A 19,134-nucleotide genomic window follows, 5' to 3' on the forward strand; every position below is an offset into this window, starting at 1 on the left:
GAGTGCGCCGGCGCGTCGGCCGGTCACCTCGCGCGGGAGGCCTCCCGCAGCCTGGAGACGACGGCGAGGGCCTCGCGGGCGGAGGCGGCGTCGTGGACCCGGAAGACCCGTGCGCCCTGCCAGGCGGAGACCGCCAGGGTGGCCATGGTCCCGGCGTGGCGCTCGTCGACCGGGAGACCGCCGAGGGTCTCGCCGACGAAGTCCTTGTTGGAGACCGCGACGAGCACCGGCCAGCCGGTGGCCACCATCTCGCCGAGACGGCGGCTGACCTCCAGGGAGTGCCAGGTGTTCTTGCCGAAGTCGTGGGCGGGGTCGATGAGGATCGACTCCCTGGCGACCCCGGCGGCGACCGCGCGCTCGGCGAGCCCGACGGTGTGTCCGATGACGTCGGCCACCACGTCGTCGTAGGCGATGCGGTGCGGACGGGTGCGGGGGGTGACGCCGCCCGCGTGCGCGCAGACCAGCCCGACGCCGTGCTTGGCCGCGACCTCGGCCAGGCCGGGATCGACCCCGCCCCAGGTGTCGTTGAGCAGGTCGGCGCCCGCCTCGGCGACGACCTCGCCGACCTCGGCGCGCCATGTGTCGACGCTGACGATCAGCCGGGGGTGGCGTCGCCTGACCGCCGCGACCAGGTCGGCCACCCTGCGGATCTCCTCCGCCGGGTCCACCTCGTCGCCAGGGCCCGCCTTGACGCCGCCGATGTCCACGATGTCCGCGCCGCCGTCGACGGCCCCGTCGACCGCCTCGATGGCGGCCTCGAAGCCGTAGGTTCTCCCCCTGTCGTAGAAGGAGTCGGGAGTGCGGTTGACCACCGCCATGATCGCGAATTCGCCGGGCCGGAACTCACGGCCGCGCAGGCGCAAGATAGTCATCGGTACCGAGCCTATCGGGCCGGTGCCGGAGAGGCGGGCGCTCCCACCTGCGCCGCCTCTGTGGGATGAGAACGTGGGAGGCACGGTGCCCTCGGGGCGTCCCCGGGGCGTTCCGTCTCCGGGGTGCTCCTAGGCGGCCGACCCACCTTCGGCCACCGTGAGGAACTCCTGGGCGATGGCGGGCAGCCGCCGTCGCGCGTGGATGAGGGCGATCACCCTTCGGATCGAGGGATCGAGGGATCGGACCACCAGCCCGGCCCGGGTGGCCTGCTCGGCCATTCCCCGGTACCACAGCAGGGAGGCCGCGCCCGAGCGGACCGTGTTGAGCCAGTTGCCGCGCTCGTCGAGCTGCACGGCGGGCACGGGGGTGATTCCGTACTTGGCGAACAGGGCGTCGAACTCCCTGCGGCGCGCGCTGCCGGGCACGGGCAGGACGAGCCGCATGCCGTTGAGCCTGTTTATCGGCACCGGATCGGGAAGGTTCGCGCCGGGCGGGGAGATCAGCACGATCTCCTGGCGTTCCAGCGGATGGCTGACCAGGTCGGCGGGGACGGGCAGGTCCGTCAGGCCGAGGTCGGCCCGCTGGTCCCTGATGGCGTTCACCACGCCGTCCCGTCCGTCGCAACGGACGATGTGCACGCGCACCCCGGGATGTTCGGCGGTGTAGGCGGGAAGCAGGCGTCCGGCCAACCCCGGCTCGAGGCTGGGGGTCGAGGCGATGCGCAGTTCGGCATCGGACGAATGGCCATGGGTGGACAGTGCTTCGATCTCTCGAACGGCGTCGAGCGCCTCCCGGGCCAGCTTGACCACCCGGCGCCCCTGCGCCGTGACGACCACGCCGCGTCCGGAGCGGGCGAACAACGTCATTCCGAGCTCTCTTTCCAGATCCCTGATCGCACGGGAAAGCGCAGGCTGCGCGATGTACAGCGATCTGGCCGCGTCGGTCATGGTGCGGTGCTCCGCCGTCGCGACCACGTAGCGGAGCTGCTGCAGATTCATGACTTCGAAGCTAGGACACAGCGCGCGGCGCGGTCCTGCACATCGCGGAGATCACCTTGGATGATTTCGGAATGTAATCACATATAGCAACATCCGTGACGGATGATAAATCAGTATGCTTACGCCCCAAATTCGACAAAGGTCCGACCCTTCTTGGCATATCGGACGCTCGGGTTAACGGGGAGACAGCGTGACAGGCAACGGACAGTACCCTCCACAACCACCTCCACCACAGGGGCATCCGCGCTCCGCTCCACCGCCGCCGACCTGGGGCGCTCCTCCGCCGCAGGGCCCGCCCCAGAGCCCGCCGCAGGGGCCGCCGCCCGGGGCGCCGCAGGACCACTCCCCGCAGTGGGCGTCAGGGGGACGCCCGCAGGGAACTCCTCAGTCCCCGGCGTACCCGCCTCCGCCGCCCGCCCCTTCCGGACAGGGCTATCCACCGGGATACGGTTATCCGCCGCCTGTTCCGGCCGGACCGCAACCCCAGCCGGATCACGTCCGTCCTCCCCAGGGCCCGCCGCCGGGTCATCCCGGGCATGCACACCCTCCGCACCCCCAGGCGCCGCAGGCGTACCCGCCGCCGGGGCCCCAGGGCCCTCCGGGCCACGGGTATCCGCCGCAGGCTCCCCAGGGATACGCGCCGCGGCCCGCCGCACCGCGGGGACACCCGCCGCAGCCTCCCGCCGTACCGGGGTATCCGCCCGCCCAGGGGTACCTCGCACAACCCATCGCGCCGCAGGCGTACCCGCCGCCGCCCGGGCCCCAGGTCCCTCCGGGACACCGATATCCGCCCCCGCCCCAGGGGACGTACGGCGCGCAGCCGCCACGGGGAAACCTCCCCCAGGGGCGGCCTCCCTACCCGGCGGCCCCGTGGCAGCCTCCACGCCAGCGCTCGGGCGGCGGCGCGGGAGTGATCATCGGCGCCGTCTTCGGCGTGGTCGCGCTCGCCTTCGTCGGGCTCGTGGTGCTCGGAGCCGTCCTCAAGAGCAGCCGCCACTCGACCCAGGTCTCCCCCGTCGCGTTCCCCACCTACACGCCGTACACCTACACCCCGCCCACGAGCAGGCCCGACCCCCTCGAGACGTCCGCCGCCGAGCCGACCGCCGCGACGAGCGAGCCCGCCTCCCCCGAGCCCACCGAGAGCACCCTGCAGCCTCCGCGGCAGGTCGTCCTCAACACCACCCTGGAGAACAACACCCTCTACCGGGCAGGCGGGCTGCCCAGGGTGAGCTGCGCGGTCGGCTCCCCCAGCATCCACAGCGACAGCCAGCTCAAGGCGCTGATCCTGAAGACGTCCAGATGCCTGGACAAGGGCTGGTCGAAGATCCTGCGCGAGGAGGGCATCGCCTGGCACCGGCCCGGCTACGCCATCACCGCCACCAGGGGGCGCGGCGCGTGCGGGGACTTTCCCGGGATCGGCAGCATCGTGCCGTACTACTGCCCGCGCAACACCACCATCTACGCCTCGACCGGAGCCATGGCCAACGGGACCGGCAACGCCCGCGGGTACGGCCAGATCGTCAGCTGGCACGGCGCGATCATCAGCATGATGGCCCACGAGTACGGCCATCACGTGCAGCAGCTGTCGGGCCTGTCGGAGACCAGATGGCAGCGGTCCGAGCGGTCGTCGAGCACGAGCGGCAGGCTCGCGCTGAGCCGCAGATTCGAGCTCCAGGCCACCTGTTTCGGCGGGATGTTCATGCGCTCGGTCTCGGCCACCTATCCGGTCACCCCGGCCAGGCGCAACTCGCTCTACTACTTCTACACGCAGGTCGGGGACTGGCCCGGCTACCCGCGCGACCACGGCTCGCTCACGAACAACAACCGCTGGTTCCGCCAGGGCTACGAGAAGAACAAAACCTTCCAGTGCAACACCTGGCTCGCCCCGTCGTCGACGACGTCATAGCTTAAGTGGTCGTTCACCTGTCTTTGGTTGTCTGTCTGCCATGTCCAGGTATGAGGCTAGAATCCTGCCAATTCCGTGTAATCGGGGGGCCTCGGCTGTTTTACCAGGTGGACCGGGGTAGGACGTAGTAGGAAGCGGTGTGGAAATGCGCCTTGGGCATGTCTCGGGGGATTCTGCCGGCGAGGACGGGAAACAGGGCGTCCAGCCGCACGGTGGGGAAGGCGGTGCGGGCTCCGGTCCCGAGGCGCCGCACTCCTCCCAGTCGCCGCACCCCTCTGACGTGCCCGCGGAGCAGCCCCAGGAGACCGGGGCGGTCCCCGCCGCCCTCCCGCCCCAGGACCACGCCCAGAAGCAGGACCGCGCCCAGGAGCAGGTCGATCGCGTTCAGGAGCCCGCCCAAGGGGCGCAGCGCGCGCCCAAGGAGCGGCTCAAGTTCGCCAGACCGCTGACGACCGCCTCGCTCATCGGCTGGACCGGCCTCTCGGTCATCCTGCCGGGGGCGGCCCACCTGCGCTCGGGGCACCGCCGCACCGGCTACGCCCTGCTCGGCGCCTTCGCCGTGCTGCTGGTGGCCGCGGTGGTCGCCGCCTTCCTCGTCTCGAAGAACGCGGGCTTCCTGGCCCGGGACAGCACGCTGACGACCATGGTGGTCCTCGCCGGGGTCGGCGCGGTCGCCTGGTTCCTGCTGGTGCTCTCCTCCTACATCGCCCTGCGCCCCAGACGGCTCACCGGCGCGGGCCAGGTCGTCTCGGGCATCGCGGTCGGCGTGCTGTGCGTGGCCGTGATGTCGCCCTTCGCGCTGGCCGCCAGCACCACGCTGGCCGCCAAGGACCTCGCCAACACCATCTTCGAGAGCGGGGGCACCCCCACTCCCGTGGTCTCCGGCGCGCACGAGGACGACCCGTGGGGCGGGCGCGACCGGGTGAACTTCCTGCTCGTCGGCGGCGACGGCGCGGGCAACAGGGAGGGCATCAGGACCGACAGCATGACCGTGGCCAGCGTGCACGTCGCGACCGGCAACACGGTCATGTTCAGCCTTCCCCGCAACATGCAGCACGTGCGCTTCCCGCCGGGCACCGCGCTGGGCAGGCAGTTCCCCAACGGCTTCATGCGCGAGCTGCCGAACGGCGGCCTGCTCAACGAGGTCTGGCAGTACGGCGAGGAGCACCCCGAGATCGTGCAGGGCAAGGACGGCCAGCGGGGGCCGAAGGCGCTCATGGAGGCGATCGGCCACACCCTCAACCTGAGGCTCGACTACTACGCCCTGGTCAACATGTTCGGCTTCGCCCACCTGGTCGACGCCATCGGCGGGCTGAAGATCCGGGTGGAGAGGGACGTCCCGTGGGGCGGCCTCTACGGCACCGCGGGCACGATCAAGGCGGGCTACCGGACGCTGACCGGCGAGGAGGCCCTCTGGTACGGCCGCTCGCGCGTCGGCAGCGACGACTTCTCCCGGATGGGCCGCCAGCGCTGCGTCATCGGCGCGTTCGCGCAGCAGGCGACCCCCTCGGCCGTCCTGACCAACTTCGTCAAGATCGCGGGTGTCGCCAAGCGGATGGCCAAGACCGACATCCCCCGCGAGATGCTCGACCCCCTGACCGAGCTCGCCCTCAAGGTCAAGAACGCCAGGATCACCAGCCTCCAGTTCGTGCCGCCGGAGTTCTACTCCGGCTCGCCCGACTGGCAGAAGATCCGCGCCGCGACCGCCAGGGCCCTGCGCCAGTCCGTCCAGCCCTCCCGCCGCGCCCAGGCGGCGGGTGTCACGGCCTCGCCCGGCACGAGCGGCGCGACGCCCGCCCCTTCGCGGAGCGGGACCGTCACGGCCACGCCGACCCCTTCGCCCACCAGGACCGTCAGGGCCTCCGTGCCGCGCGAGACGCCCACCCAGAACGGCACCGCCAAGTCCCTCGGCGAGCTCTGCGGCTTCTGACCTTCGCCTCGCCCGACGGCCCGTCCCCTGAGGGGGCGGGCCGTCGCGTTTCCGCCCCCGGCGGCGGGCGTCAGCGGGCCCGGACCGCTCCCGGCGACCGCGCGTCCCCGGGCAGCAGGGCGAAGGCTCCGAGGTAGAGCGCGCCCGCCACGACCAGCAGGGCCTGGTAGCCGACGACCAGGGCCAGATACTCCAGGCAGCCGCCGACCATCGCGCCCAGCAGGTTCGCGCCGAAGGCCGTCGTGCCGTCCGCGGAGTCCGCGAAGCGCCTGGCGAAGACCACGTTGGCCGCGAAGATCGGCAGGAACGCCACCGTCACGGCGACGAGCGCCCTCGGGGCCGGCGGCAGGCCCAGCAGCCAGGAGGCGGGCACCAGCCAGGCCAGCGCGAGGCCGCCGAGGAGCACGCCGTACATGACGGGCAGGGGCGGGGTCCTGAAGCGGCGCGTCACCTCGACCGCGGCGAGCACGGCCAGGAGCACCCCGGCGAACACGACCGCGTTCACCACCCAGGTCGTGCCGAACAGCAGGGCGAACCCCGTCACGCTCCTGGTCTCCAGCAGCAGGAACGCCACGCCCAGCAGGAACAGGTCGGCGTAGGGGCGCATCCGCCGGTAGGGGCCGGCGACCGCGCGGACCGCCAGCAGGCTCACGGCCAGGATCAGGCCGAGGGTGACGAGATAGACCCACGGCACGGTCCTGTCCCTCAGGTAGAGGAAGGGCCGGTCGTCCTCGGCGGGCGGCGGGGTGGCGGCGCTCGCGCCCGCCCACGCCTCGCCGCAGCTCTGCGCCTCCGCGGTGAGCCCCACGGTGATCACGGCCTGCTGGCCCGCCTGGCTGACGACGTCGACGCACGGCCGGTGGCCGAAGGCGGCCTGCGCGGTGGCGGCGAGCCGGTCGACCAGCCATCTCTCCCGGTAGTAGTTGTACATGGAGAAGACGCCGCCCGGCTTGAGGTGCTCCCTGGCGGCCTCCATGGCCTGCCGGGTGAACAGGTAGCTCTCCAGGCGCAGCGAGCTCGCCCCCGAGACCAGGGTGAGCGAGTCCGGGAGCGCGAACAGGATCAGGTCGTATTTTCCCGTCGTGCGCTCGAGGAAGGCGCGGCCGTCGGTGACGACGGTGGTGACCCGCGGGTCGTCGTACGGCCTGTCGGGATGGTAAATTCCGCCGAGCTCGCGGAGGCTGGGGTCGATCTCGACCGCGTCCACGTGCCCGGCGCCCTTCAGCAGCGCGATCGCCACGTCGGTTCCGCTGCCCGCGCCGACGACCAGCACGTCGTCGGGCCTGCGTCCGCCCGCCCGCTCGTACGGCAGGGCGTACTGCCGTTCCCACTCGAGCCGCCTGCCCGCGGGCACGGCCTGCTGGTGCGGGATGCCGTTGACCTGGATGTCCGTTATCGGAACCCCGTGCCAGTCGAAGTGGTCGTGGGTCACCTTGTAGTAGGGCGACCACAACGCGCCCGCGGTCAGCGTCTCGGCCGCGAGCGCCCCGACCACGACCAGCGCGGGAACGGCGAGCGCGAGCCTGCCCGGCGTCGTGCGCGGCCACAGCAGCACCGTGTAGGCGAGCGCGGCGACCGTCCCCCAGACGACGGGCGGCGCGCCGAGGAACGACAGCGCGGTGAACAGCCCGATGCCGGTGAGGCTGCCGACCAGGTCGTAGCGGTAGGCCTCGAGCCGCTCCAGCGCGGGGAAACAGCGCCCGACCAGCTCGGCGGGTCCCATCAGGACGATCGCCGCCGCCGCGAAGACCACCGGCAGGATCAGCCACGGCGGCGGCCCCGTGGTGGTCAGGCTGGTCCAGTACAGGACCCCCTCGGTCCGCCGGTCGACGGTGACCGGGAAGAGCAGGACGACCACCACGAGGACGGCCAGTGTGATCGGCGAGTAGTACGGCGGGCGCGTCGTGCGCCCGACCCTGAGGAAGCCCAGCCCGATGCCGAGGAACGAACCGAGCAGGACGAAGTTCGTGAAGTAGCTCAGGTGCACGATGTTCGATCCGGTCCACCGGATCAGCGCGAGCTCGAGGAAGAGCATGAACGCGCTGGCCAGGACCAACCTGGGCCGGACGCCCAGCCAGGAGATCGACCGGACATCGGGATGCGAGGATGGCGTCGTCTCCGCCGCTGCGGTCATGTCTTCCAACGCTAGTGAGTCAGCGGCGTTCCGCGGAGGAAAAACAGCTCGGCGTTTTGGGAGATTTGGAGGGCATAAGCCCAGGTCCGAGGGGTTTTTGACGGCTAGACGGAGCGCCGTCGGATGCAGGAACGTGGTGGGGTTCGATCCCCTCGAGCCTGGTGGTGCACATGCGAGTCCTGATCCAGCTCCGCCCATCCCCCGACGTCGTCGCGGCCGTGGCCGACCCGGGTGTGACCGCGACCACGGCCGATGTGTCCGACGGCCTGCCCGGTGTCGTCCTCGACCACTCCTTCACCCCGGTCGCGGTGCCGCGCCCCGTGCCGGCGACCGGGGGCGACCCCCTGTCCCTCAACCAGGCGCTGACGTTCTCACTGGCCGCCGAGCACGCCTCGGTCCTGGTCCGCGGCGAGATCTCCGACGACGAGTTGTCCACCCGGCTCGCCCTGCTGCCCGGCACCCGCTCCGACGTCGTGGGAGTGCACGCCGATCCGGTGATCGAGTCGAACCTCACCTGCGGCGGCGACGACCCCGTCGGCGACTGGCACGACGTCGAGCGGCTGCTGGGCGTCGCGGAGCTCAGGGCCGAGGGGCTCGACGGGACCGGAGTCGCCCTGGCGATCGTGGACACCGGCATCAACTCCGCGCACGTCGGACGGCACCTCGGCAGCAACCCGATCGTGGACGTCCGCAACAGCTGGAACCCCGCCGGGGTGAGCGGCACCGCGGGCCAGTTCCGGGTGGACCACGGCACGATGTGCGCCTTCGACGCGCTCATCGGCGCCCCCAGGGCGTCGCTGATCGACATCCCCGTGCTGCTGTCGCGGCGCCCCGGCGGCTCGGCCATGGACGGCCTGCTGTCGGACGCGGTCGCGGCCTTCGCCCACCTGCGCACCGTGCTGGCCGCGCAGCCCCAGGCGACCCGCTCCCTGGTCGTCAGCAACAGCTGGGGCTCCTTCTCCCCCCGCTGGGACTTCCCCATCGGTCACCCCGGCAACTACTCCGACAACGCGGCCCACCCGTTCAACCTGATCATCTCCAGCCTGGAGCAGGCGGGCGCGGACGTGCTGTTCGCGGCCGGCAACTGCGGGCGCGACTGCAGGGACAGCCGGTGCGCCTACCCCGACCGTCCGATCGGAGGCGCCAACTCCCACTCGCGCGTGCTGTCCATCGGCGGCGTGGACACCACGGGCGAGCGGGTCGGATACTCCTCCCAGGGTCCCGGCCGCCTCAGTCTCCGTAAGCCGGACGTCTGCGCCTACACCCATTTCTCGGGCTCCCAGGCCTTCGGCGCCGCCGAGCCCGACTCTGGCACCTCGGCCGCCTGCCCGGTCGCCGCGGGCCTGGTGGCCGCCATCCGCACCCGCTGGCCCGCCTCTGCTCTCTCCCCCTCCCAGCTGCGCACCCTGCTGCGCCGCACGGCGGACGACCGGGGCGGCGTCGGGTTCGACTACGACTACGGATACGGGGTGCTCGACGTCTCAGGCATCCTGTCCTCGTTGCGTCGCAGGGAACTGCGCGTAGCGTGAGGACATGGTTCTCATCACCGTACGACTGCCGTCCGAGGCGACGCTCAAGCAGGCCATGCGCCGCCTGGACCTGCGGGAGGAGGAGGTCGACACCGGCTACGGCCTGGTGCTCATCGACCCCGAGCAGAGTCTGTACGGCCTGCGCGTGAGCGAGGCAGCCGCCCGCCGGATCGACCCCGCGGCGGGCGACGGCCCCTACTCCGACCCGAGGATCGAGCCCTACGGCCCTCCGCGCTGACGGGCCCCGCCTCGCCCACCACGGTTCGACGCGCGCGCCGGGCCTCCACGGTCAGGCGGCGGGAAGAGCGGAGGGCGGGGCGGGGGCGGCCTAGGCGTTCTCCCGGTTGAAGACGCGGGTGCCGACGGTCACGCACACGGCCGACAGGAGCACGGTGACCGCGACTCCTGCCGCCACCGTCCACGTGGCGTACCTCCCCGCGAAAAGGTCACGGACGGCCTCGAGCACATAGCGGAACGGAGTGGCCCGCGACAGCGCGTCCAGCCAGCCGGGCGCCATCGACATCGGCAGGAACGCGCCCGACAACAGGATCAGCGGGACCACGCCGGTGGTCATGACGGGCGCGAACAGCTCGGGGCCGATGTTCAGGGCGACCGCGTTCGACAGCGCGGCCAGGCTCACCCCCAGCAGGCCCATGAGCACGAGCGCGGCCAGAACACCGGGGATCCAGGCGCGCATGCCGAAGGCGTAACCCACGGTCATGAGCATGACCGACTGAATGAGCAGCGTCACGGAGCTGCTCAGCACCCGGCCGAGCAGCAGGCAGACGCGGCGCGCCGGGGTGACCCTGAGCCGCTCCAGCACGCCGGAGCGCGCGTCGAAGACGACGCCGAATCCGGCCAGGCCCGCGCTCAGCAGCGCCACCTGGATCAGTAGGCCGGGGACCAGGGTCTCCCAGCTGCCGATCGTGGCGAAGAGCGGCCCGAACAGCACCAGGTACAGCATGGGCTGAAGGACGCCGAAGACGATCCCGGCCCGCTGCCTCAGCACGATCCGGGTGTTGTACAGGAAGACGGTCCAGGTGTCACGAAGCACATCCATCGAGTCGTTCACCGTTCCTCACACGCCGGAGCGACGGCTGAGCGCTCCGGGACGGCCGGTCCCACACCACCCGGCCCCGATCCCGCCGATCCCACACCGCCCGGTCCCGGACGACTCGGTTCCCCATCCCCCGATCCCACACCGCCCGGTCCCGGTCGCCCCGATCCCACACCGTCCGATTCCTGATGGCTCGGCTCCACACCGTCCGGTCCCGGACGACTCGATCCCGGGGCGGCGGAGGGACGGTCCTCTCTCAGAGAACGGCCGGTGATCGACAGGAAGACGTCGTCGAGCGTGCCCGTGCCGCCCTTGAGCTCGGCCGGGGTGCCCTCGGCCACGATCGCGCCGTGGTCGATGACGAACAGGCGGTCGGCGAGCGCGTCCGCCTCCTCTAGATAGTGGGTGGTCAGAAAGACCGTGAGGCCCTCCTCCTCGCGCAGGCGTGTGACGTGCGCCCAGAGGTTGGCCCGGCTCTGCGGGTCGAGGCCGGTGGTCGGCTCGTCGAGAAAGAGCAGCGAGGGGCCGTGGACCAGGCCGAAGGCCAGGTCGAAGCGGCGGCGCTGACCACCCGACAGCGCGCCTGCCGGCCTGGACTCCAGCCCCGACAGGTCGAGCCGCTCCAGGATCTCGCCGATCCGCTCGCGCGCCGGCCCCCGGCGCATGCCGTACAGCATGGCGTGCAGTTCCAGCTCGTCTCCCACCGGAGTGGCGGGGTTGGTCCCGCCGCCCTGGGACACGTAGCCGATGCGCCGCCGTACACCGCGGGGGTCGGCCAGCAGGTCGCGCCCGGCGACCGTCGCGACGCCTCCTGTGGGACGCAGCAGCGTGGTCAGCATGCGCATGGTGGTTGTCTTGCCCGCACCGTTCGGACCGAGGAAACCGACGATCTCCCCTGCCTCGACGGCGAGGTCCACTCCCCTGACGGCGTTCACGCCGCCCGGGAAGGACTTGCTCAGACCCGAAGTCCTGATCATTTCATCGCCTCCAAACTTAGGTTAACCATAAAAATAGAGTGACTGCAAAATTTACCCGGCACCATAAGATGTGCGCATGAGTGAGGGACTGCGCGAGCGCAAGAAGCGGGAGACGCGGATGCGCATCTCCGACATGGCGACAGGGCTGTTCATGGCGCGAGGCTTCGACAACGTGACGGTGGCCGAGGTCGCCAGGGCCGCGGACGTCTCGGTGAACACCGTCTTCAACTACTTCCCGGCCAAGGAGGACCTCCTCTTCGACCGCCAGGACGAGCTGGTCGGCCTTCTCAGCAGGATCGTGCGGGAGCGGAGAGCCGGAGAGAGCGCGCTCCAGGCGGTGCGACGCGACTTCCTCGACGCGCTGGACACGCGCGACTGGCGGCACGGCTTCCACGAGGGAAGCGACCTGTTCGCCCGCATGGTGAACGCGAGCCCGGCGCTCACCGCCCGGCTGCGGGAGGTGAACGAGCTCAGGGTCGAGGCCCTGGCCCGGACCCTCGCCGACGAGGCCGACGCCGACCCCGACGACCTCACTCCCCGCCTCGTGGCTGCCCAGATCTGCGCGGCGCTTCACACGTTGGCGGCGTACGCCGTGCGGCGCATGCTCGCGGGCGAGAGCGTGGCGGAGATCGCCCCGGGTCTGCGCGAGCAGGCGGAGCACGCCTTCCGGCTGCTGGAGTCGGGGATCGACGGCTACTGCGCCCTGGGGGAGGCCAGGGAAGCCTGAAAGAGGGCGGGGAAGGCGTAGGAGAGGCCTGACAGGAGGGCGGGGAGAAGCCGGGAGGCCCGACAGCGCGGGAACCCTCAGGAGAACCAGGATGGGGGAAAGACCGTCCCCGCGCGCAGCCGTCCCGGCGACCGGGCCACTGGGACGGCGACACAAGGCGAAAGCCGCCCAAAAGGATATGATCTTCCGGCATTCACCAGGCCCACGACCCCGGGGGAGTCATCTGTGCCGCTGCGCGAGCGTGTCCGCGCCGTCCTGGAGGCTCCTAGCTTCCAGCGGACCATCATCGCGGTCATCCTGGTCAACGCGGCGACTCTGGGCCTGGAGACGTCGGTCACGGCCGTCGAACGGTACGGCACGGCGCTCACCGTCGTCGACCACGTGGCGCTCTACGTCTTCGTGGCCGAGCTGCTCACCAAGGTCTACGTCTACCGGGGCCGGTTCTTCCTCGACCCGTGGAACCTGTTCGACACCTCGATCGTCACGGTCTCCCTGCTGCCCCTCGCGGCCGGCCTGTCGGTGCTGCGGGCGCTGCGGATCATGCGGGCGCTGCGTCTGATCTCGGTGGTGCCCAGCCTGCGCAGGGTGGTGACGGCACTGCTCAACGCGGTGCCGGGGATGACGTCGATCGTGCTGCTGCTCGGTCTGGTGCTCTACGTCGCGGCGGTGATGGGCGCCAAGCTCTACCACGCCACCGCGCCCGAGTACTTCGGCGATCTGCCGACCTCGCTGTTCACCCTGTTCCAGATGATGACCGGGGACGGATGGTCGGACATAACCAGGGAGGTGATGGACGAGCATCCGGCGGCCTGGATCTTCTTCGTGGCGTTCATGCTGGTGTGCACCTTCGTGGTGCTGAACCTCTTCATCGCCGTCGTGGTCAGGGCGATGGAGGACGAGCACGCCGAGGAGTCGGCGCAGGCGACGGTCCACGCGACGGAGGCCCTGAGCGCCGCCGTGCTCACAGAGCTGGCCGCGCTCAGGGCCGAGATCCGTGAGCTGCGCGACCGGGTCCCCGCCGCGCCCGGGACGGACGACCGTCGCGGGGGCGTGCGCGAGAACCCGGCGGCGCGGGCGGGCGCGGGTCAGCGGGAGTAGAACTCCACGACGAGCTGCTCGTCGACCGGGATCGCGATCTGCTCGCGCAGGGGGCGGCCGACCAGGGTGAAGCGCAGGTCGGCGTGGCTGACGTCGAGGTAGGCCGCGGTCCGGTCGTCGGCGTAGACGCCCTCCGCCGCGGCGACGAACGGCTGCATCCCCCTGGACTTCTGGCGGACCGCGATGACCTGGCCCGGCTTGACCAGATAGCTGGGAATGTCGACCTTTCGGCCGTCCACAGTGATGTGACCGTGCGTGACGTACTGGCGGGCCGCGTAGATGGACGGGGCGATGCCCGCCCGCAGGACGAGGGAGGCCAGGCGGCTCTCCAGCAGCACCACCAGCTCGGCCCCCGAGCGTCCGGTGCCGCGCAGCGCCATGTCCCAGTAACGGCGCATCTGCCGCTCGGAGACGTCGTAGTACCAGCGCAGCTTCTGCTTCTCCATCAACCGCAACCCGTAGTCACCGGTCTGCCGCCTGTTGGTCTTGCGTCCGTGCTCGCCCGGCGGGTACGGCCGCTCCTCGAAGTAGCGCACGGCCTTGCGGGTCAGCGGGACGCCCGCCCTACGGGACAGCCGCACCTTGGGTCCGGTGTAGCGCACAGTCACTCCTCTGTGGTTAGGTTTGCCTTAGTCAGGTTAGCCTTACCTTAGGCGAAACGGTCCCCTGATCTCAAGGAGAGCCTGTTCATGCATCCCGTCACCGCTCCCCCGATCCCCGAACGGGTCCGCAGCCTGGCCGCCACGGCCACCCCGACCCACGTGTCCCTCGCGGGCGCCGACCTGCCGGCGACACCCGCCAGGGGAGGCGTGGACGACGCGGGCCGCCCGGTGCTGCTGGTCCTGCCGGGAGACCCGCTCCACGGGGCGCACGACGAGCCGGTGGTGACCGTGGACCTGACGGCGAGCCGCTCCCTCGGCGGGATCGAGGCCTCGCGGGGACTGCTCAAGGTGCAGGGCTGGGCGCAGGCGGTGCCGGAGGCCGAGGCGCGGCGGACCGCGGTGGCGATCGCCGAGCGCTGCCCGGACGAGGCGCTGTTCGAGGCCCTGGAGGGCGGCGCGCCCCGGCTGCTCCGGGTCGACGTCGGCCAGGTGATCTATCTCACCGGCCCCGAGTCCGGCGTCCTCGACGGCGAGGAGTATCTCGAGGCCCGCCCCGACCCCCTCCTGGAGGTCGCCGAGCGCATGCTGGACCACGTCAACGGCACGCACAGGCACCAGCTGGAGAGCGCGCTGGTCTCCCTGCTCGACGGCCCCGTCCCCGACGTCTGGCTCTGGGAGCTGGACCGCTTCGGGGCGACCGTCCGCTCGGGCGTCGACGAGCCGACCCTGATCCGCCTGCCCTGGCCCGCCCCCATCACCGACGCCGGGTCCCTGGAGCGCGCCCTGCGTTGCCTGCTCTGCCATCGCTGACGGCGCGCCGTGCGACGGCCCGGAAAAATCAGGGGCGATTCCGGTGCACACCGGAATCGCCCCGGAAGAATTATTCCGAGAGCGAATGGTTAATTATCGGAAACGACCTCGCTCGTGCTGCGAATGACCTCGTCGACGAATCCGTAGTCTTTCGCCTCCGTCGCGGTGAACCAGCGGTCGCGGTCCCAGTCCTCCTCGATCTGCTCCAGCGTCTGGCCGGTGTGGAAGGCGATCCGCTCGCGCATCGTCTGCTTGGTGTAGAGCATCTGCTCCGCCTGGATCGCGATGTCGGCCGCGGTGCCGCCCAGGCCTCCCGACGGCTGGTGCATGATGACCCTGGCGTGCGGCAGCACGTAACGCTTGCCGGGCGCGCCCGCGCACAACAGGAACTGCCCCATGGAGCCCGCGATGCCCATGGCGACCGTGGCGACGTCGTTGGGGATGTACTGCATCACGTCGTAGATGGCCATTCCGGCGGACACCGAGCCGCCCGGCGAGTTGATGTAGAGCCAGATGTCCCTGTCGGGGTCGTCCGCGGACAGCAGCAGCAACTCGCCGCAGATCCGGTTGGCCGCCTCGTCGTTCACCTCGGTGCCGAGGACGACGATCCGCTTGCGCAACAGCCTCTGGTACAGCGGGTCCTCGAACACGGGCTGTGGACTGGTCATCCCTCTCACCCACTCCGAATCAGAGTTTACGAATGATGAACATCTGCGACCATAACGCGTTCCGTTCCGCCGATTTCGCGCCGTTCGCTGTGAGCGCTTTCCGCTCACAGCGCACCGCGGGTTGAATTTCGTCCGGGCGTTCCCCGGAGTTCCCCGCCGCTTCCTCCGCCGTCCGTGTCACGGCGCTTCGGCGCGGTGGACGGCCCGCCGTGTGTGATGATTGCCGCACCGTGCGGGCGACGACCTCCCCGTGCCCGAGCACGGCCCTGGCCGCGGCGCCGTACACACCTGGAAGGGCTTTTCATGATCGTTCGTCGTGTCCTGTCCGCCGGCCTCGCGGCCGTCCTCACCGTCGTCTCCACGGGCGCCTGCGGCGGGCAGGCCGCCGAGCGTCCCGCGGGGAAGGACGCCGCGCCGGCCGCCGCGACGCCGTCCGCCGCACTCGGCGCCTCCGCCCCGCCGGGCGAACCCCTGGACGGGCCGCCGCTGGCGGTGACCGACCCGTGGGTGAGGAGCACCGAAAGCGGCATGACCGCCGCCTTCGGCACCCTGGTCAACAACACCGACGTCGACATGACCGTCGTCTCGGGAAGCTCTCCCGTCTCCCGGAAGGTCGAGCTGCACGAGGTGGCGGACTCCGGCGGCAAGCCGGTCATGCGGCCGAAGAAGGGCGGGTTCGTCATCCCCGCCAGGGGCACCCACCAGCTCCAGCCGGGCGGCGACCACATCATGCTCATGGGCGTGAAGAAGGAGGTGAGGCCCGGGGCGCAGATCGACTTCACCCTCACCCTCCAGGGTGGCGAGACCCTGGAGTTCACCGCCGTCGGCAAGGAGTTCGCGGGCGGCCAGGAGGACTACCGGCCCGACGCCCAGGTGACGCCGTGACGCCGCCGGTCCGCGTCCTCGACGCGTTCGCGGCAGGGCGTGGGGCGGACGCCGCCACGCTGATCTTCGAGTACATGGCCGCCACCCAGGCGGAGATCCGCGGCACCGTCCCGGCCTCCGTCGACGACCTGTCCGCCGCCCTGCGGGAGGAGTGCAGGAACCCGGAGACCGTCTACCACGCCCCCGGCGTGTTCCTGGTCGCCTACCGCGACGACGCCCCGGTGGGCGGCGTCGGCCTCAAACCCCTTCCGGGAACCGACGCCGTCGAGGTCAAGCGCCTGTACGCGCGTCCCGGCCACCGCGGCGGAGTCGGCAGGGCCCTGATGGAGCACGCGCACAGGTGGGCCGAGCTGGGAGGCTACGCCAGGCTCGTCCTCGACGTCATGGCCCAGCGCCGTCAGGTCGTCGACCTCTACCGCCGTCTCGGCTACACCGAGACCGAGGCCCACTCGCGGTACCCGATCCCCATGCTCTCCATGGAACGGCTCGTCACCTCCGCGTAGGGCCGTCTGCCGAAGCCGCCGCGGCGCGAGGGGCACGGCTTCGCCGGCACGGCCCCGGACGGCCGCGGGCGACGCTCACCGGTAGTCCTCGGGGTCGCCGGCCACGCCCCGCTGGGAGTCGGCGAAGTAACGCCCCCAGTCGGGGCGCGACCCGTCGGCGTCGGTGAAGCCGTACTCCCCGGCCAGCTGCCAGCTCGCCAGGGACCTGCCGTTCCAGCGGTCCACCAGCGGGTCGGCGGCGAGGGCGGCCACCGCGCGGCCGACGTAGGCCGGCGTCTCCGACATCGCGAAGTACGGGTCCTTGGCGATCCCGTCGCGCCAGGTCTCCTCGGTCACCCCGAAGTGGTCGAGCATGGCCTCGGAGCGGAGGAAGCCCGGGGTGAGCGCGAGCGCCGTCACCCCGTACGGCTTCAGGTCGGCGGCCTGGGCCTGGGCGATCCTGATGACGCCCGCCTTGGCCAGGTCGTAGAAGAAGGTGCCCCGGTAGCCGTGGTCGTCCAGCCCGTCGGTGACCTCGACGACCAGCCCGCGACGCCGGGCGACCATCAGCGGCAGCGCGTGCCAGCTGGTGATGACGTGGGTGTGCACGGCCTGGCGTTGCAGCCACAGGCCGTCCTGGAGGTTCTGCTCCCACAGGGGTTTGTCCCACACGGTCAGCGGGTCGCCACCCCAGACGTTGTTGACCAGGACGTCCAGGCGGCCGTCCTGTTCGGCCGCGATCCTGGCGACCAGGTCACGCACCTGGTCCTCCTGCTGGTGGTCGACCTGGACGGCGATGCCCCGCCCTCCGGCGGCGGTCACCAGCTCCGCGGTCTCCTCGATGGTCTCCGCGCGGTTCATCGGCGACCTCGAGGCTCTCGTCGTGCGTCCCGTGACGTAGACGGTCGCGCCCGCCGCCCCGAGTTGGACGGCGATCCCCCGTCCGCCGCCCCGGGTCGCTCCGGCCACCAGGGCCACCTGTCCGTCACTCACTGGTCCTCCTCGGGACACGATAGGGGTCGAGCAGGGTCAGCAGGTCCCGGCGGAGCTCGTCGGCGAGCGGTTCCGACCTGGTCATCGCCCAGGTGAGCTGGGTGCCGTTGCGGATGGAGTCGGCGGCGGCGGCGAGCGCGCCGAGGTCGGCGCTCTCCACCAGGTGGCCGCCCGCCACGGCGGCGGCGAGGTAGTCGAGCAGCTCGGCCCGCACCGCGCGGACGTGGTCGCCCAGCAGCGCCCGGAACTCCTCGTCGGCCAGCTCCAGGTGGAGGAACGCGAGGTTGTTGGCGAACTCCTCCGGCCCGCTCTCGCGGCCCGCGGTGCGCACCACCGCCCTGACCAGTCCCTCGACCGGGTCGGGCGCCGCCTCGAACGCCTCGCGCATGGGCCGCACGAACGCGTCGTGGTCCGTCGCCCATCTGACGAAGCCGAGCAGCAGGCCGCGTTTGCTGCCGTACCGCTGCACGAGCGCGCCGGTCGACACCCCGGCGGCCCTGGCCACGTCCGCCAGGGTGAGCCGGATCGGCCCGACGTCCCCGACCGCCTCGGCGACCGCGGCCATGATGTCCTGCTCCCTGATGGTGCGAGGCCGTCCTGCCATGTTCCTGCCCTCATTAAATAATGACTGTTCATTATTTATATCAGATCCGCCATCCCTCACGTCGCGACGACCGCCCGCGAGACAGGTCCTCCCTGGCCACAGGAGCGGCGCACGCATGTTTACCGCCTCCGCCTGCGGACAGGGGTTACCCCTGCGGAGCGGAAAACTCCGCACAAGGGGAGGAACCACACAATGGGAACGGACGACAAGATCTCCAACAAGGCCGAAGAGCTCGGCGGCAAGGTCAAGGAGGGCGCGGGTCGTCTCACCGACGACGAGCGGCTCGAGGCCGAGGGCCGGGCCGACCAGAGCAAGAGCAAGATCAAGCAGGCGGGGGAGAAACTGAAGGACAGCGCGGAGAAGGCCAAGGACGCCTTCAAGAGCTGATCTCCGACGAGCGGCGGGGCCCCGGAAAAACCGGGGCCCCGCCGCTGTTCCAGACGGGACGCGTCGGCGCACGACCTTCGCGCGGCCGACCCCGCGGGAGCCGGGTCAGGAGGCGGGCCCCACCTCCGGCTTGGGCGCGCCCTGTCCCGCGTCCGGGTCCACGGCCCCCGAGTCCGGCGCGTCGGCGGGATTCACATCGACGGGGTCCGCCGACAGCGGGCGGTCGGGGAAGGAGGTGTCCGCCCCCGACCTCTCGGCCACGACCCGGCTCTCCCCGTCGACGCCCCGCGGCGCCGGGGGTTTCGCCCCCTCCTCCGCGAGCTTCGGGTTCTCCGCCGCCGGGGCGCGCTCCCCCGGCCGCTCACTCACTTCACGATCGTCGGTCATGCCCTCCCCTCTCCCCGGCAAAGAACTAAATATGTCCCCATCAGGCATGGAGCGGGATGAACGGGTAGGGAACCCGCGAGAGAGAAG

Annotated in this window: 20 protein-coding genes; 10 read left to right on the forward strand and 10 right to left on the reverse strand. The window is 71.2% G+C overall.

Annotation, left to right across the window (positions count from 1 at the left end; genetic code table 11):
• Positions 1 to 23: 23 nt before the first annotated feature.
• Entirely contained in the window at positions 24 to 872 is an 849-nt protein-coding gene (gene folP, locus PKF00_RS10390; RefSeq protein WP_271217209.1) for a dihydropteroate synthase, read from the reverse strand.
• Positions 873 to 1,001: 129 nt separating this feature from the next.
• Positions 1,002 to 1,871, reverse strand: coding sequence for a LysR family transcriptional regulator (locus tag PKF00_RS10395; protein ID WP_271217210.1), 870 nt, complete (start codon positions 1,869 to 1,871; stop codon positions 1,002 to 1,004).
• Between the two features lie 910 nt (positions 1,872 to 2,781).
• On the opposite strand from PKF00_RS10395, the gene PKF00_RS10400 reads away from it, so the two are divergent.
• Together PKF00_RS10400 and PKF00_RS10405 are read left to right on the forward strand one after the other, a co-directional pair.
• Positions 2,782 to 3,777, forward strand: coding sequence for a neutral zinc metallopeptidase (locus PKF00_RS10400; RefSeq protein WP_271217211.1), 996 nt, complete (start codon positions 2,782 to 2,784; stop codon positions 3,775 to 3,777).
• A gap of 280 nt (positions 3,778 to 4,057) precedes the next feature.
• Positions 4,058 to 5,707 carry an LCP family protein gene (locus tag PKF00_RS10405; RefSeq protein ID WP_271217212.1) on the forward strand — a complete coding sequence of 550 codons (1,650 nt, stop codon included), beginning with the start codon at positions 4,058 to 4,060 and terminating at the stop codon, positions 5,705 to 5,707.
• A 70-nt stretch (positions 5,708 to 5,777) separates the two neighbouring features.
• Here the strand turns inward: PKF00_RS10405 and PKF00_RS10410 are convergent, their stop codons facing one another.
• Positions 5,778 to 7,841, reverse strand: coding sequence for a spermine/spermidine synthase domain-containing protein (locus PKF00_RS10410; protein ID WP_271217213.1), 2,064 nt, complete (start codon positions 7,839 to 7,841; stop codon positions 5,778 to 5,780).
• Between the two features lie 170 nt (positions 7,842 to 8,011).
• Here PKF00_RS10410 and PKF00_RS10415 point away from each other — a divergent pair, with 170 nt between their 5' ends.
• Positions 8,012 to 9,370, forward strand: coding sequence for a S8 family serine peptidase (locus tag PKF00_RS10415; protein WP_271217214.1), 1,359 nt, complete (start codon positions 8,012 to 8,014; stop codon positions 9,368 to 9,370).
• Positions 9,371 to 9,374: 4 nt separating this feature from the next.
• The gene (locus PKF00_RS10420; RefSeq protein WP_271217215.1) at positions 9,375 to 9,608 is read left to right on the forward strand and encodes a hypothetical protein; all 234 of its coding nucleotides are present in this window, start codon (positions 9,375 to 9,377) and stop codon (positions 9,606 to 9,608) included.
• Positions 9,609 to 9,698: 90 nt separating this feature from the next.
• Here the strand turns inward: PKF00_RS10420 and PKF00_RS10425 are convergent, their stop codons facing one another.
• Both PKF00_RS10425 and PKF00_RS10430 read right to left on the reverse strand, forming a co-directional pair.
• Complete coding sequence (locus tag PKF00_RS10425; RefSeq protein WP_271217216.1) at positions 9,699 to 10,430, reverse strand: ABC transporter permease; 732 nt, start codon at positions 10,428 to 10,430, stop codon at positions 9,699 to 9,701.
• 8 nt (positions 10,431 to 10,438) lie between these two features.
• Entirely contained in the window at positions 10,439 to 11,404 is a 966-nt protein-coding gene (locus tag PKF00_RS10430; RefSeq protein ID WP_271217217.1) for an ABC transporter ATP-binding protein, read from the reverse strand.
• Between the two features lie 76 nt (positions 11,405 to 11,480).
• On the opposite strand from PKF00_RS10430, the gene PKF00_RS10435 reads away from it, so the two are divergent.
• Together PKF00_RS10435 and PKF00_RS10440 are read left to right on the forward strand one after the other, a co-directional pair.
• Positions 11,481 to 12,131: a TetR/AcrR family transcriptional regulator gene (locus tag PKF00_RS10435; protein WP_271217218.1), complete on the forward strand. Its 651-nt coding sequence runs from the start codon at positions 11,481 to 11,483 to the stop codon at positions 12,129 to 12,131.
• A gap of 225 nt (positions 12,132 to 12,356) precedes the next feature.
• Positions 12,357 to 13,229: an ion transporter gene (locus PKF00_RS10440; RefSeq protein ID WP_309298388.1), complete on the forward strand. Its 873-nt coding sequence runs from the start codon at positions 12,357 to 12,359 to the stop codon at positions 13,227 to 13,229.
• On the opposite strand, the gene rpsD is transcribed toward PKF00_RS10440, so the two are convergent.
• Complete coding sequence (gene rpsD / locus PKF00_RS10445) at positions 13,217 to 13,831, reverse strand: 30S ribosomal protein S4 (protein WP_271217219.1); 615 nt, start codon at positions 13,829 to 13,831, stop codon at positions 13,217 to 13,219. The two genes, PKF00_RS10440 and rpsD, sit on opposite strands and share 13 nt — an antisense overlap.
• Positions 13,832 to 13,918: 87 nt before the next feature.
• Here rpsD and PKF00_RS10450 point away from each other — a divergent pair, with 87 nt between their 5' ends.
• Positions 13,919 to 14,641, forward strand: coding sequence for a DUF2470 domain-containing protein (locus PKF00_RS10450; protein ID WP_271217220.1), 723 nt, complete (start codon positions 13,919 to 13,921; stop codon positions 14,639 to 14,641).
• An 89-nt stretch (positions 14,642 to 14,730) separates the two neighbouring features.
• Here the strand turns inward: PKF00_RS10450 and PKF00_RS10455 are convergent, their stop codons facing one another.
• Positions 14,731 to 15,309 carry a ClpP family protease gene (locus PKF00_RS10455; protein ID WP_271217221.1) on the reverse strand — a complete coding sequence of 193 codons (579 nt, stop codon included), beginning with the start codon at positions 15,307 to 15,309 and terminating at the stop codon, positions 14,731 to 14,733.
• Between the two features lie 303 nt (positions 15,310 to 15,612).
• Between PKF00_RS10455 and PKF00_RS10460 the strand changes: the two genes are divergently transcribed.
• The gene (locus PKF00_RS10460; protein WP_271217222.1) at positions 15,613 to 16,194 is read left to right on the forward strand and encodes a copper chaperone PCu(A)C; all 582 of its coding nucleotides are present in this window, start codon (positions 15,613 to 15,615) and stop codon (positions 16,192 to 16,194) included.
• On the forward strand, positions 16,191 to 16,697 hold the full coding sequence (locus PKF00_RS10465) for a GNAT family N-acetyltransferase (RefSeq protein ID WP_271217223.1): 507 nt from the start codon (positions 16,191 to 16,193) through the stop codon (positions 16,695 to 16,697). Before PKF00_RS10460 ends, PKF00_RS10465 begins: the two co-directional genes overlap by 4 nt.
• Positions 16,698 to 16,772: 75 nt before the next feature.
• On the opposite strand, the gene PKF00_RS10470 is transcribed toward PKF00_RS10465, so the two are convergent.
• Together PKF00_RS10470 and PKF00_RS10475 are read right to left on the reverse strand one after the other, a co-directional pair.
• Complete coding sequence (locus PKF00_RS10470) at positions 16,773 to 17,669, reverse strand: SDR family oxidoreductase (RefSeq protein ID WP_271217224.1); 897 nt, start codon at positions 17,667 to 17,669, stop codon at positions 16,773 to 16,775.
• On the reverse strand, positions 17,662 to 18,273 hold the full coding sequence (locus PKF00_RS10475; protein ID WP_271217225.1) for a TetR/AcrR family transcriptional regulator: 612 nt from the start codon (positions 18,271 to 18,273) through the stop codon (positions 17,662 to 17,664). The genes PKF00_RS10470 and PKF00_RS10475 overlap by 8 nt, the downstream gene beginning before the upstream one ends.
• A gap of 192 nt (positions 18,274 to 18,465) precedes the next feature.
• Between PKF00_RS10475 and PKF00_RS10480 the strand changes: the two genes are divergently transcribed.
• Positions 18,466 to 18,660 (forward strand): CsbD family protein, encoded by a 195-nt coding sequence (locus tag PKF00_RS10480; protein WP_271217226.1) that lies wholly within the window; start codon positions 18,466 to 18,468, stop codon positions 18,658 to 18,660.
• A 105-nt stretch (positions 18,661 to 18,765) separates the two neighbouring features.
• Here PKF00_RS10480 and PKF00_RS10485 read toward each other — a convergent pair whose 3' ends face one another.
• Complete coding sequence (locus PKF00_RS10485) at positions 18,766 to 19,047, reverse strand: hypothetical protein (RefSeq protein ID WP_271217227.1); 282 nt, start codon at positions 19,045 to 19,047, stop codon at positions 18,766 to 18,768.
• Positions 19,048 to 19,134: the final 87 nt, after the last annotated feature.

This window comes from Streptosporangium carneum (genome assembly GCF_027922005.1).
Lineage (GTDB): Bacteria > Actinomycetota > Actinomycetes > Streptosporangiales > Streptosporangiaceae > Streptosporangium > Streptosporangium carneum.